This is a genomic window from Ectopseudomonas composti (assembly GCF_900115475.1).
Classification (GTDB): domain Bacteria; phylum Pseudomonadota; class Gammaproteobacteria; order Pseudomonadales; family Pseudomonadaceae; genus Aquipseudomonas; species Aquipseudomonas composti.
The window spans coordinates 122,797-134,796 of the sequence record NZ_FOWP01000005.1; the positions used below are offsets into that span (position 1 = coordinate 122,797).

The 12,000-nt window shown below is 61.7% G+C and carries 13 protein-coding genes and 1 riboswitch; of the genes, 4 read left to right on the forward strand and 9 right to left on the reverse strand.

Annotation, left to right across the window (positions count from 1 at the left end):
• Nucleotides 1-58 precede the first annotated feature (58 nt).
• Nucleotides 59-1,108: a cobalamin biosynthesis protein CobW gene (gene cobW, locus BM059_RS11000; protein WP_074938633.1), complete on the reverse strand. Its 1,050-nt coding sequence runs from the start codon at nucleotides 1,106-1,108 to the stop codon at nucleotides 59-61.
• Nucleotides 1,109-1,203: 95 nt separating this feature from the next.
• A riboswitch (cobalamin riboswitch) is annotated at nucleotides 1,204-1,399 on the reverse strand.
• 86 nt (nucleotides 1,400-1,485) lie between these two features.
• On the opposite strand from cobW, the gene BM059_RS11005 reads away from it, so the two are divergent.
• Nucleotides 1,486-1,920: a cobalamin biosynthesis protein gene (locus BM059_RS11005; protein ID WP_074938635.1), complete on the forward strand. Its 435-nt coding sequence runs from the start codon at nucleotides 1,486-1,488 to the stop codon at nucleotides 1,918-1,920.
• Nucleotides 1,917-2,672, forward strand: a complete 756-nt coding sequence (gene cobM / locus BM059_RS11010) for a precorrin-4 C(11)-methyltransferase (RefSeq protein WP_074938637.1) — start codon at nucleotides 1,917-1,919, stop codon at nucleotides 2,670-2,672. Before BM059_RS11005 ends, cobM begins: the two co-directional genes overlap by 4 nt.
• Nucleotides 2,673-2,894: 222 nt before the next feature.
• Here the strand turns inward: cobM and BM059_RS11015 are convergent, their stop codons facing one another.
• Complete coding sequence (locus tag BM059_RS11015) at nucleotides 2,895-3,125, reverse strand: hypothetical protein (protein WP_037005516.1); 231 nt, start codon at nucleotides 3,123-3,125, stop codon at nucleotides 2,895-2,897.
• Nucleotides 3,126-3,312: 187 nt separating this feature from the next.
• On the opposite strand from BM059_RS11015, the gene BM059_RS11020 reads away from it, so the two are divergent.
• Nucleotides 3,313-3,525: a ParD-like family protein gene (locus BM059_RS11020; protein WP_021442417.1), complete on the forward strand. Its 213-nt coding sequence runs from the start codon at nucleotides 3,313-3,315 to the stop codon at nucleotides 3,523-3,525.
• Nucleotides 3,522-4,301 carry a type I methionyl aminopeptidase gene (gene map / locus BM059_RS11025; protein ID WP_074938639.1) on the forward strand — a complete coding sequence of 260 codons (780 nt, stop codon included), beginning with the start codon at nucleotides 3,522-3,524 and terminating at the stop codon, nucleotides 4,299-4,301. Before BM059_RS11020 ends, map begins: the two co-directional genes overlap by 4 nt.
• 50 nt (nucleotides 4,302-4,351) lie before the next feature.
• Here map and glmS read toward each other — a convergent pair whose 3' ends face one another.
• The 7 genes from glmS to atpG all read right to left on the reverse strand — a co-directional run bounded on the left by glmS (nucleotide 4,352) and on the right by atpG (nucleotide 11,989).
• Entirely contained in the window at nucleotides 4,352-6,202 is a 1,851-nt protein-coding gene (glmS, locus tag BM059_RS11030; RefSeq protein ID WP_074938641.1) for a glutamine--fructose-6-phosphate transaminase (isomerizing), read from the reverse strand.
• A gap of 10 nt (nucleotides 6,203-6,212) precedes the next feature.
• Nucleotides 6,213-6,983: a DeoR/GlpR family DNA-binding transcription regulator gene (locus BM059_RS11035; protein WP_074938643.1), complete on the reverse strand. Its 771-nt coding sequence runs from the start codon at nucleotides 6,981-6,983 to the stop codon at nucleotides 6,213-6,215.
• Between the two features lie 73 nt (nucleotides 6,984-7,056).
• Nucleotides 7,057-7,668 carry a LysE family transporter gene (locus tag BM059_RS11040; protein ID WP_074938645.1) on the reverse strand — a complete coding sequence of 204 codons (612 nt, stop codon included), beginning with the start codon at nucleotides 7,666-7,668 and terminating at the stop codon, nucleotides 7,057-7,059.
• 56 nt (nucleotides 7,669-7,724) lie between these two features.
• Nucleotides 7,725-9,083, reverse strand: coding sequence for a bifunctional UDP-N-acetylglucosamine diphosphorylase/glucosamine-1-phosphate N-acetyltransferase GlmU (gene glmU, locus BM059_RS11045; protein WP_074938647.1), 1,359 nt, complete (start codon nucleotides 9,081-9,083; stop codon nucleotides 7,725-7,727).
• A 113-nt stretch (nucleotides 9,084-9,196) separates the two neighbouring features.
• Entirely contained in the window at nucleotides 9,197-9,622 is a 426-nt protein-coding gene (locus BM059_RS11050) for a F0F1 ATP synthase subunit epsilon (RefSeq protein ID WP_037000971.1), read from the reverse strand.
• Between the two features lie 80 nt (nucleotides 9,623-9,702).
• Nucleotides 9,703-11,079, reverse strand: a complete 1,377-nt coding sequence (gene atpD, locus BM059_RS11055) for a F0F1 ATP synthase subunit beta (RefSeq protein ID WP_037000972.1) — start codon at nucleotides 11,077-11,079, stop codon at nucleotides 9,703-9,705.
• Between the two features lie 49 nt (nucleotides 11,080-11,128).
• Nucleotides 11,129-11,989 carry a F0F1 ATP synthase subunit gamma gene (gene atpG, locus BM059_RS11060; RefSeq protein ID WP_037000974.1) on the reverse strand — a complete coding sequence of 287 codons (861 nt, stop codon included), beginning with the start codon at nucleotides 11,987-11,989 and terminating at the stop codon, nucleotides 11,129-11,131.
• Nucleotides 11,990-12,000 lie beyond the last annotated feature (11 nt).

The window sequence follows — 12,000 nt, forward strand, 5'->3', positions numbered from 1 at the left end:
GGTTTTAGCCGCGACGATCAGCAAAGCCGGTCGCGGCTAAAGCCTCTCCCACAATCTCTCAGGCCAACGCCGCCTTCAGCTCGGCCTCGATGGCCGCACGGTCAAGCTGCTGGCCGATCACCACCAGGCGGCTGATACGCGGCTCGTCGGCCTGCCAGGCGCGGTCGAAGTGACGATCGAAGCGCTGGCCCACGCCCTGTACCAGCAGGCGCATGGGTTTTCCAGGGATCGCTGCGAAGCCTTTAACCCGCAGGATGCCGTACTTGGCCACAGCGTCTTTCAGTGCAGCGAGCAGGCGCGGCTCCTCTGTTTCCGGTAGTTCCACGTGGAACGAGTCGAATTCCTCGTGATCGTGGTCGTCGTCTTCATCGTCGTGATGGGTGCGGCGGCTGTCGATATGCAGCTCGGTTTCGCTGTTCAGGCCGAGCAGCACGTCCAGCGGCAGCTCGCCACCGTGCGCCTCTATCACCTTGACCGCTGGCGGCAGTTCCTCGGCCACCTCGGCGCGCACGGCAGCCAGCGCCTCGGCGTCAAGCAGGTCGGCCTTATTGAGGATCACCAGGTCGGCGCTGGCCAGTTGGTCAGCGAACAGTTCGTGCAGCGGCGATTCGTGATCGAGGTTGGGATCGAGCTTGCGCTGCTCATCGACCTGATCGGGGAATGCGGCGAAGGTACCGGCGATCACCGCCGGGCTGTCGACCACGGTAATCACCGCGTCGACCGTGCAGGCGTTGCGGATTTCCGGCCAGTTGAAGGCCTGCACCAGCGGCTTGGGCAGCGCCAGGCCGCTGGTCTCGATAAGGATGTGGTCAAGGTCGCCACGACGCGCCACCAGCTCGCGCATCACCGGGAAGAACTCTTCCTGCACGGTGCAGCACAGGCAGCCGTTGGCCAGCTCGAAGACGCGGCCGTTGGCTTCTTCCTCGCTGCAGCCGATGGAGCACTGCTTGAGGATCTCGCCATCGATACCCAGCTCGCCGAACTCGTTGACGATCACTGCGATACGGCGGCCGCCGGCATTGGCCAGCAGGTGGCGCAGCAGGGTGGTTTTGCCGGCACCGAGAAAACCGGTGACGATGGTGACAGGCAGTTTGGCGAGGGTTTTCATGAGGGGCCCCGTGGCGTCAGTAATTTCGGCGGACGGGTACGGGCAGGCGGGCACGCAGGGGCGTACTGGCCGCGTCGGATCACCCCGTCCGAGCATGTGGCTGGTCTGTCGAGGCAGGTCTCCTGGCTCACGGTCTGCACGCTGTGCGTCCTTCACCTTCCCGCTGGAAGCAGTGGTGTATCGAAGGAGTTGCGACCGTTTACAGTTGCGGGGGCAGCCAGGGCATCGGACCCTGTTCCCTCTTAGCTCCCCGGCGGCGTGCCGGGAAGAACCTCGAAAGCGAGAAGGCTACGCAGGCCGCGGCGGCCGGTCAATCGCGGTTGACCGCTGGCAGGTGCCATGATGAGCTACGTCACCCACCGACACGAATACCGCTCATGACCGCCAGCCATCTCGATCACCCTGCCGCCGCCCCCAAGGTGGTTGCTGGCCTGGGTTGTCGACGCGGTTGTGCACAGGATGAGCTACTCGCCCTGCTGACCCACAGCTTGGCGCAACATGATCTGACTGTGGATAACCTCGCCGGATTGGCCAGCATCGCGCACAAACACGACGAGCCGGGTCTGCATGAGCTGGCCACGCGCTTGAAGCTGGAGCTGAGCTTCTTCAGCCCCGACGACCTCACACCCTACCAGTTGGTAGACACCGCCAGCCTGCTCACGCGAGCCGCCACCGGCAGCCCAGCCGTGGCCGAACCCTGTGCCCTGGCACTGGCCACCCGCCTGGGCGGCAGCGCGCAGCTGCTCGGCATGAAGAACCGCAGCGACAGCGCCACCTGTGCGCTGGCCACATTCGATAGAGAACCCGCATGACCGTCTACTTTATCGGCGCCGGCCCCGGCGACCCCGAGCTGATCACCGTCAAGGGCCAGCGCCTGATTCGTAGTTGTCCGGTGATCCTCTACGCCGGCTCGCTGGTGCCCGGGGCGGTGCTGCAGGGCCACAGTGCTGAACAGGTGGTGAACACCGCCGAGCTGAACCTGGGCGAGATCATCACATTGCTGCAGGAGGCCCATGAGCGTGGCCTGGACGTGGCCCGCGTGCATTCCGGTGACCCGTCGCTGTACGGTGCCATTGGCGAGCAGATTCGCGAGTTGAGGGCGCTCGGCATCCCCTTCGAGATCATTCCCGGCGTTACCGCCACCGCTGCCTGCGCGGCGTTGCTGGAATCCGAGCTAACCCTGCCGGGCATCGCCCAGACGGTGATTCTTACCCGCTACGGCACCACTTCGCCGATGCCCGAGGGCGAGCAATTGCATGACCTGGCCCGGCACCGAGCAACCCTGGCCATCCACCTCGGCGTGCGCCATCTGCCAGCCATCGTTGACGAACTGCTGCCACACTATGGCGCCAACTGCCCCATCGCGGTTATCCATAGAGCGAGCTGGCCAGATCAGGACTGGGTGCTGGGCACACTGACCGATATCGAAGAAAGGGTCGCCGCCAAGGACTTCCGCCGCACGGCGCTGATCCTCGTCGGCCATGTGCTCGATCCGGGCGCCTTCGCCGATTCGGCGCTGTACGACGCCACACATCGGCATCTCTACCGCCCCGGTCACGACTGACCTGGCGATGAACTGCACAAATCGTTGAAAGCCCCGTGGCCATTGGCTTTCAATAACTTATCAACAAGAAAGTACTGGAGTTATCCCAGCCTACTGTGGATAGCCATTCACAGAGGGTCAGTTTTTGTACAACTAGCTATAAGTCCCTGAATTAAAGGGTTGTAGCCAGGTATCACGAGGATATCCACAAGATGATCCACGCCAATTGTTAGCAACTGTGGATCAGAGCTGTACTTCGACTCGCTTGATGCCCAATGTCCGCAATTCCACCATCAGCTCGTTCAGGTCGGAGAAGGTCTCCACTTGCTCGGCCTCGTCCACCAGAAAGAAGCTGCGCCCAGCGTCTTTCTTGAAGAACACGATCCACTCCGCCGTATTGGCCGGATTGACCATGACCTGGGTGTCGAACAGCACCCCTTCGTCCGTTCTCTGTTTCACATCTGCGCGCTTCATCCTCTCTCCTCTCGCATAACTCCTGCGCCCCGCCGGCCTGACCGAGTCAGTCAGCGGATTCGCCGACCATTTTAAGGGATCGGAGCACTCACAGGCGCTGACCACCATCAGACTTCGCCAGGGCACAGGTGAAATTACCGAATAAATTCTATACGATTCATATATGAAACATATAAACGGAGGCCCCATGGGCATCGTCAACATCGATGATGAGCTACACGACCAGATCCGCAGGGCGAGCAGCGTGTCGGGCCGCTCGATCAATGCCCAGGCGGGTTTCTGGATTCGCATCGGCATGCTCTGCGAGATGAACCCGACCCTGAGCTTCAACGAGGTCATGGCTGCCGAGCTGCGTGCAGCCGGTGTCGTGGTTCCGCCGCGCATGGCGGATGCCTCATGAGCAAGACACCTGCAGAAATCGCCCTGATGGCGGAAGCCGGCAGATTGCTGGCGAGCGTATTCGGCTACCTGGATCGGCTGGAGCTGCTCGGCATGTCGACCCTGCAGGTCAACGACCTTGTGGATAACTACATCGTCAGCGAACTCAAGGCGCGGCCGGCGAGCAAGGGTCAGTATGGTTTCGCCTACTCGATGAACACCTCGCGCAACGAGGTGGTCTGTCATGGCGTGCCCAGCGCCAGTGAGATCCTGTGCAGTGGCGACCTGGTGAACTTCGACATCACCCTGGAAAAGAACGGCTACATCGCCGACTCGAGCAAGACCTATCTGATCGGCGAGGTTTCGCAGCAGGCGCGCCAGCTCGTCCAGGTCACTTACGAGGCGATGTGCAAGGGCATCGAGGCGGTGCGGCCCGGCGCTCGACTCGGCGATATCGGCCACGCCATCGAACAGCATGCCCGCACCCACCGCTACTCGGTGGTTCGGGAATACTGCGGCCACGGCATCGGCCGGGAAATGCACGAACCTCCCGAGGTGCTGCACTGGGGTAAACCCGGAACCGGCCTGCCCCTGCGCGAAGGCATGACCTTCACCATCGAACCCATGCTCAACCAGGGAACGGCGGACGTACGCACCTTGCGCGACGGCTGGACGGTGGTGACCCGCGATGGCCAACTCTCGGCGCAGTTCGAACACACCGTGGCCGTCACCGGAGACGGTGTTCGCGTGCTTACGCTGCGCCCCGAAGAGCTGCAGCTGAGCAAGATTTCGGCTTGATAGAAACGTAAAAGCCCGTCCAGATGGACGGGCTTTTTTCGCCAGCTGCCTTATTCGACCGTGACGCTTTTCGCCAGGTTACGCGGCTGGTCCACGTCGGTGCCTTTGAGCACGGCGACGTAGTACGACAGCAGCTGCAGCGGCACGGTGTAGAGGATCGGCGCGAGCAGGTCGTGGATGTGCGGCATGGCCACCACATGAGTGCCCTCGCCATTGCGCATGCCCGCCTGCTGATCGGCGAAAACGATCAGCTCACCGCCACGGGCGCGTACTTCCTGCAGGTTGGATTTGAGCTTCTCCAGCAACTCATTGTTTGGCGCCACGGTAACCACCGGCATGTCGGCGTCGACCAAGGCAAGCGGGCCGTGCTTGAGCTCGCCAGCTGGGTAGGCCTCGGCGTGGATGTAGGAAATTTCCTTGAGCTTGAGCGCGCCTTCCATCGCCACTGGGTACTGCGCGCCACGGCCGAGGAACAGGCTGTGGTGCTTCTCGGCGAACAGTTCGGAGATTTTCTCCACGGTCTTGTCCATGGCCAGCGCTTCGCCCAGGCGGGTCGGCAGACGGCGCAGCTCCTCGACCAGTTGCGCTTCCAGCGCCTTGTCCAGGCTGCCATGCACCTGGCCGAGGGCCAGGGTCAGCAACATCAGGCCGACCAGTTGGGTGGTGAAGGCCTTGGTCGAAGCCACGCCGATTTCCGGGCCGGCCTGAGTCAGCAGGCACAGGTCGGATTCACGCACCAGCGAGCTGGTGCCGACGTTGCAGATCACCAGGCTGGCCAGGTAGCCGCCCTGCCCCGGTGCCTTTTCCTTGGCATTGCGCAGCGCGGCCAGGGTGTCGGCGGTTTCGCCGGACTGCGAGACGCTGACGAACAGGGTGTCCGGCTGCACCACCACCTTGCGGTAGCGGAATTCGCTGGCCACTTCGACCTGGCAGGGAATACCCGCCAGCTCTTCCAGCCAGTAACGGGCGACCATACCAGCGTGGTAGCTGGTGCCGCAGGCGACGATCTGTACGTTCTTCACCTTGGTGAACAGCTCGGCAGCCTGCGGGCCAAAGGCCTGCACCAGTACGTGATCACTGCCCAGGCGGCCTTCAAGGGTGCGCTGCACCACCTTGGGCTGCTCGTGAATTTCCTTGAGCATGAAATGGCGGTACTCGCCTTTGTCTGCCGCCTCGGCACCTTCGTGATACTGCACGGCTTCGCGCTGCACGGAATTACCGGCGGCGTCCCAGATTTGCACGCCGTCACGACGGATTTCGGCGATATCGCCCTCTTCCAGGTACATGAAACGGTCGGTGACCTGGCGCAGGGCCAACTGGTCGGAGGCAAGGAAGTTCTCGCCCAGGCCCAGGCCGATCACCAGCGGGCTGCCGCTGCGGGCGGCGAGCAGACGATCCGGCTGCTTGGCGCTGATCACGGCCAGACCATAGGCGCCGTGCAGTTCCGGAATGGCGGCCTTGAGCGCGGCCGCGAGGTCGCCGAACTGCTGCAGCTTGTGGTCGAGCAGGTGGACGATGGTTTCGGTATCGGTATCGGAAGTGAAGACGTAGCCCAGGCTCTTGAGGCGCTCACGCAGTTCTTCGTGGTTCTCGATGATGCCGTTGTGCACCACGGCCAGTTCATGGCCAGAGAAGTGGGGGTGAGCGTTGCGCTCGCTCGGTGCACCGTGGGTGGCCCAGCGGGTGTGGGCGATGCCCAGACGCCCGGCCAACGGTTCAGCCTGCAGGGCGGCTTGCAGCTCGCTGACCTTGCCGACACGGCGACGGCGATCCAGGGCACCCTGCTCGGTCAGCAGCGCTACGCCAGCGCTGTCGTAGCCGCGGTATTCCAGGCGCTTGAGGCCTTCGACCAGTACCGGGGTGATGTTGCGTTCAGCAATGGCGCCTACGATTCCACACATGTCTAAGTCCTCAGTCTTGCAGCGGCGCGATGATCAGCTGGATGCCACGCGCGCTCAGGTGTTCACGGGCCTCGTTGGCGAGGCGCTCGTCAGTGATCAGGGTATGGACGCTGCCCCAGGGCAGTTCCAAGTTGGGGATACGTCGGCCGATCTTGTCACTCTCGACCATGACGATGACTTCGCGGGCAACTTCGGCCATCACCCGCGACAGGCCGAGCAGTTCGTTGAAGGTGGTGGTGCCACGCTCCAGGTCGATACCGTCGGCGCCGATGAACAGTTGGTCGAAGTCATAGGAACGCAGCACCTGTTCGGCCACCTGACCCTGAAAGGACTCCGAATGCGGATCCCAGGTGCCACCAGTCATCAACAACACCGGCTCGTGCTCGATATCGCGCAATGCATTGGCCACGTTCAGCGAGTTGGTCATCACCACCAGACCAGGTTTGTAGCCAAGCTGCGGGATCATCGCTGCCGTGGTGGTGCCGCTGTCGATGATGATCCGTGCGTGCTCACGAATGCGCGCCACACCGGCGCGAGCAATCGCCTGCTTGTGCGGAGAAATGGGCTGCGTCGGCTCGCTGATCAATTCCTGCGGCACCGGCACGGCACCGCCATAACGGCGCAGCAGCAGGCCATTCTTCTCCAGGGCGGCGAGGTCCTTGCGAATGGTCACTTCGCTGGTGGCGAAGTGCTGAGCCAGGGCATCCACCGATACCTCGCCCTGCTCGGCGAGCAAGGCAAGGATGGTGTGACGACGCTGCGGCGTGTTGCGCTTCGACATGCTTAAGTTTCGATTCGAAAGATAATGGCGCGAATCAAAACATATGATCAAAAAGCCCGCAAGCGTTCGCCGATCAGTTCAGCGTCAGCTTGACCCCGAAGCCGACCAGGCACAGCCCCGCCAGTTTCTCCAGGCCCCTCGCAATACGCGGGTTGGCGCGCATGCGCTCGGCGAGAAAGTGTGTCAGCAGCACGATCAGCAAGCCGTAGAGAAAGGTCAAGGCCATGATGGTCACAGCCATGAAACCGAAAGTAATCAGGCCTTGATGCCGATGCGGATCGATGAACAGCGGGAAGAAGGCCATGTAGAAGATGATGGCCTTGGGGTTGAAGACGGTGATCACCAGGGTTTGCCACAGGTACTGGCGCGGCTTGATGTCCAGCGTCGGTGCTGCGCCAGGCTTGGCCAGGATCATGCGCAGGCCGAGGTAGACCAGGTAGGCCGCGCCGAGCCACTGCACCATGTGAAAAGCTGCCGGGTAGGCCTTGAGCAGCGCGGCGACGCCAGCGACTGCCAACCACAACAGCACCTGGTCACCGAAGATGATGCCGAAGGTCGAGGCCAGCCCGCCGCGAATGCCGCCTTTGCCGGTGGACAGGATCAACGCCAGGTTACCCGGCCCGGGAATGGCCAGCAGGATGATGAAGGCCACCACGAAGGCGGCGTAATCCGTCACACCGAACATAAAGGACTGCCTCCGGCAGGTTATCCACAGGCCTGGTCGCCCAGGCTAGATCGGGTTCACTTCTTGGTCGGGCGCTTCCAGCCTTCGATATTGCGCTGCTTGGCGCGGCCAACGGCCAGGGTATCGGCCGGCACATCGCTGGTCACGACCGAACCTGCGCCCGTGGTAGCACGGTCACCCAGGTTCACCGGCGCCACCAGCGCGCTGTTGGAGCCGATGAACACGTCTTCACCCATGACGGTGCGCCACTTGTTGGCACCGTCATAGTTGCAGGTGATGGTGCCGGCACCGATGTTGGTACGGGCGCCGATCTCGGCATCACCCAGGTAGCTCAGGTGACCGGCCTTGGCGCCCTCGCCCAGCACGGCGTTCTTCAGTTCGACGAAGTTACCCACATGGGCCTTTGCACCCAGTTTGGTCCCCGGGCGCAGGCGAGCGAACGGACCGCAATCGGCGCCCTCACCCATTTCGGCGCCGTCCAGGTGGCTGTTGGCCTTGACGATGGCGCCCTTGCGCAGAACCGAGTCCTTGATCACGCAGTTCGGACCGATCTGCACATCGTCCTCGATGATCACGCGGCCTTCGAGGATGACGTTGACGTCGATGGTCACGTCGCGGCCAACGCTGACGTCACCACGCACGTCAAAGCGATGCGGGTCACGCAGGGTCACGCCCTGGGCCATCAGACGACGTGCCATGCGCTGCTGGTAATGGCATTCGAGCTGCGACAACTGGATACGATCGTTGGCACCGAGCACCTCCATCTCGTCGGCCGCACGCTCGGTGGCCACGATCAGGCCATCGGCCACAGCCATGGCGATCACGTCAGTCAGGTAGTACTCGCCCTGTGCATTGCTGTTGGACAGGCGGCCCAGCCAGTCGGCCAGGCGCTTGCCCGGTACGGCGAGGATGCCAGTGTTGCCTTCGCGGATCTGGCGCTGCGCTTCGCTAGCGTCCTTGTGCTCGACGATGGCCTGCACCACGCCACTGCCATCACGGACGATACGGCCGTAACCCGTCGGGTCGGCCAGCTCGACGGTGAGCAGGCCCAGTTGATCGTCACTGACCAAGGCCAGCAGGCGCTGCAGGGTCGCGGCTTCGATCAGTGGTACGTCGCCGTAGAGAATCAACACGGTATCGGCGCTGAGCTGCGGCAAAGCCTGGGCCACGGCGTGGCCGGTGCCAAGCTGCTCGGCCTGGATAACGAAGTTCAGGTCATCAGCGGCCAGACGCTCGCGCACCTTGTCGGCGCCGTGCCCGATCACCACCTGGATGCTGCTCGGCTGCAGGCTGCGCGCAGTGTCGATGACATGACCGAGCATGGGCTTGTCGGCGACCGGGTGCAGCACCTTGGGCAGAGCGGAACGCATGCGGGTGCCTTGCCCAGCAGCGAGGATGACGATATCGAGCGACATGAACGGCGATTCCTTGGCAGCCTCCGGCACAGGGCGCCGGAGTATGAAACGGCAGAAATGAAAAAGGGTAGCCTAGGCTACCCTTTCTCGAACAACGGTTGAAGCCGACGGGATTAACCGCCGAACTTCTTGCGCAGCTGCTGGACGGTACGCAGCTGGGCTGCGACTTCGGCCAGGTGAGCGGCGGCGGAACTGTAGTTGAACTCAGAACCCTGCTCGCTCAGCGCTTTCTCGGCGGCCTTGAGGGCCTCCTGAGCAGCAGCTTCATCGATGTCGGCGGCGCGTTGCACAGTGTCGGCGAGAACCTTGACCATGTTCGGCTGCACTTCGAGGAAACCACCGGAGATGTAGAACACCTCGGCTTCGCCACCCTGCTTGATCAGGCGGATCGGACCCGGTTTCAGGTCAGTGATCAGCGGCGCGTGGCCCGGAGCGATACCCAGATCACCCAGGTTGCCGTGCGCAATCACCATCTCGACCAGGCCGGAGAAGATCTCCGCTTCCGCGCTGACGATATCGCAATGGACTGTCATAGCCATACGCTTGCCTCAGGTTACAGATTGTGGACAACCGAAGTTATCCACAATTCTGATGCGCCCGTTGCCAGGCGCATGTGTGATTACAGTTTCTTCGCTTTCTCGATGGCTTCGTCGATACCGCCAACCATGTAGAACGCTTGTTCCGGCAGGTGGTCGTAGTCGCCTTTGAGGATGCCGCTGAAGCCAGCGATGGTGTCTTTCAGGGACACATACTTGCCTGGCGAGCCGGTGAAGACCTCGGCCACGAAGAACGGCTGGGACAGGAAACGCTGAATCTTACGAGCACGGGATACCAGCTGCTTGTCGGATTCGGACAGTTCGTCCATACCCAGAATCGCGATGATGTCCTTCAGTTCCTTGTAACGCTGCAGCACGTACTGAACGCCACGAGCGGTCTCGTAGTGTTCGTTGCCGATGACGTTCGGGTCCAGCTGACGGCTGGTGGAGTCCAGCGGGTCAACGGCCGGGTAGATACCCAGGGAAGCGATGTCACGGGACAGTACGACGGTGGCGTCCAAGTGGGCGAAGGTGGTCGCCGGGCTCGGGTCGGTCAAGTCGTCCGCAGGAACGTATACGGCCTGGATCGAGGTGATCGAGCCTTTCTTGGTGGAGGTGATGCGCTCTTGCAGAACGCCCATCTCTTCGGCCAGGGTCGGCTGGTAACCTACTGCAGAAGGCATACGGCCCAGCAGTGCGGATACTTCGGTACCGGCGAGGGTGTAACGATAGATGTTGTCGACGAACAACAGAACGTCACGGCCTTCGTCACGGAACTTCTCGGCCATGGTCAGACCGGTCAGTGCGACGCGCAGACGGTTGCCTGGTGGCTCGTTCATCTGACCGTAGACCAGGGCTACTTTGTCGAGAACGTTGGAATCCTTCATCTCGTGGTAGAAGTCGTTACCCTCACGAGTACGCTCACCCACACCGGCGAACACGGAATAACCGCTGTGCTCGATGGCGATGTTACGGATCAGTTCCATCATGTTTACGGTCTTGCCGACACCGGCACCACCGAACAGACCGACTTTACCGCCCTTGGCGAACGGGCAGACCAGGTCGATAACCTTGATGCCGGTTTCCAGCAGGTCATTGCCGCCAGCTTGCTCGGCATAGGACGGTGCAGGACGGTGGATTTCCCACTTTTCTTCTTCGCCGATCGGGCCGGCTTCGTCGATGGGGTTGCCCAGTACGTCCATGATACGGCCCAGGGTTTTCACCCCGACCGGTACCTGGATGCCTGCGCCAGTGCTGTCGACGTCCAGGCCACGCTTGAGGCCTTCGGTCGAACCCATCGCAATGGTACGCACCACGCCGTCGCCCAGCTGTTGCTGAACTTCCAGAGTGGTTTCGGCGCCGACTACTTTCAGCGCGTCATAAACACTCGGCACCTTGTCACGCGGGAATTCCACGTCGATGACGGCGCCGATGATTTGAACGATACGTCCGCTACTCATCTTTGGTTCCTCTGACTTTTTTCAACCGTTCTAACAGTTGAACCGTTCTTTAAACCGCGGCAGCGCCGCCGACGATTTCCGAAATTTCCTGGGTGATCGCTGCCTGACGCGCCTTGTTGTAAATCAGCTGCAGGTCTTTGATGAGATCGCCAGCGTTGTCGGTGGCGTTCTTCATCGCAATCATCCGCGCAGCTTGTTCAGCCGCGTTGTTCTCGACCACCGCTTGGTACACCTGCGATTCGACATAGCGAACCATCAGGCCGTCGAGCAGCTCTTTGGCATCGGGCTCATACAGATAGTCCCAGTGATGCTTGAGCTGTTGATCCGGATCGGCCACCAGCGGAACCAACTGCTCCACTGTAGGCTTCTGCGTCATGGTATTGATGAACTTGTTCGAGACCACGGACAGACGGTCGATGCGACCTTCGAGGTAGGCGTCGAGCATGACCTTGACACTACCGATCAGGTCGTTGATCGACGGCTCTTCGCCGAGGTGGCTGATCGCAGCGACGACATTGCCACCAAAGTTGCGGAAGAATGCCGCACCCTTGGAGCCAATCACGCAGAGATCGATCTCCACGCCTTGCTCGCGATCTTTCGCCATGTCCTTGACCAGGGCCTTGAACAGGTTGGTATTCAGACCACCGCACAGACCACGGTCACTGCTCACCACTACATAACCGGCACGCTTTACTTCGCGCTCGATCATGAAGGGATGGCGGTATTCCGGGTTGGCGTTGGCCAGATGACCAATTACCTGGCGGATACGCTCCGCGTAGGGACGGCTAGCTGTCATGCGCTGTTGAGCCTTGCGCATTTTGCTGACCGCCACTTTTTCCATGGCGCTGGTGATCTTCTGCGTGCTTTTGATGCTCGCAATCTTGCTGCGAATCTCTTTTGCGCCTGCCATTTCACACCTAT

What these genes read in the sequence shown, in the direction of transcription:
- cobW (WP_074938633.1), bottom strand. Translation starts at nt 1,108, where the DNA reads ATGAAAACCCTCGCCAAACTGCCTGTCACCATCGTCACCGGTTTTCTC.
- BM059_RS11005 (WP_074938635.1), top strand. Translation starts at nt 1,486, where the DNA reads ATGACCGCCAGCCATCTCGATCACCCTGCCGCCGCCCCCAAGGTGGTT.
- cobM (WP_074938637.1), top strand. Translation starts at nt 1,917, where the DNA reads ATGACCGTCTACTTTATCGGCGCCGGCCCCGGCGACCCCGAGCTGATC.
- BM059_RS11015 (WP_037005516.1), bottom strand. Translation starts at nt 3,125, where the DNA reads ATGAAGCGCGCAGATGTGAAACAGAGAACGGACGAAGGGGTGCTGTTC.
- BM059_RS11020 (WP_021442417.1), top strand. Translation starts at nt 3,313, where the DNA reads ATGGGCATCGTCAACATCGATGATGAGCTACACGACCAGATCCGCAGG.
- map (WP_074938639.1), top strand. Translation starts at nt 3,522, where the DNA reads ATGAGCAAGACACCTGCAGAAATCGCCCTGATGGCGGAAGCCGGCAGA.
- glmS (WP_074938641.1), bottom strand. Translation starts at nt 6,202, where the DNA reads ATGTGTGGAATCGTAGGCGCCATTGCTGAACGCAACATCACCCCGGTA.
- BM059_RS11035 (WP_074938643.1), bottom strand. Translation starts at nt 6,983, where the DNA reads ATGTCGAAGCGCAACACGCCGCAGCGTCGTCACACCATCCTTGCCTTG.
- BM059_RS11040 (WP_074938645.1), bottom strand. Translation starts at nt 7,668, where the DNA reads ATGTTCGGTGTGACGGATTACGCCGCCTTCGTGGTGGCCTTCATCATC.
- glmU (WP_074938647.1), bottom strand. Translation starts at nt 9,083, where the DNA reads ATGTCGCTCGATATCGTCATCCTCGCTGCTGGGCAAGGCACCCGCATG.
- BM059_RS11050 (WP_037000971.1), bottom strand. Translation starts at nt 9,622, where the DNA reads ATGGCTATGACAGTCCATTGCGATATCGTCAGCGCGGAAGCGGAGATC.
- atpD (WP_037000972.1), bottom strand. Translation starts at nt 11,079, where the DNA reads ATGAGTAGCGGACGTATCGTTCAAATCATCGGCGCCGTCATCGACGTG.
- atpG (WP_037000974.1), bottom strand. Translation starts at nt 11,989, where the DNA reads ATGGCAGGCGCAAAAGAGATTCGCAGCAAGATTGCGAGCATCAAAAGC.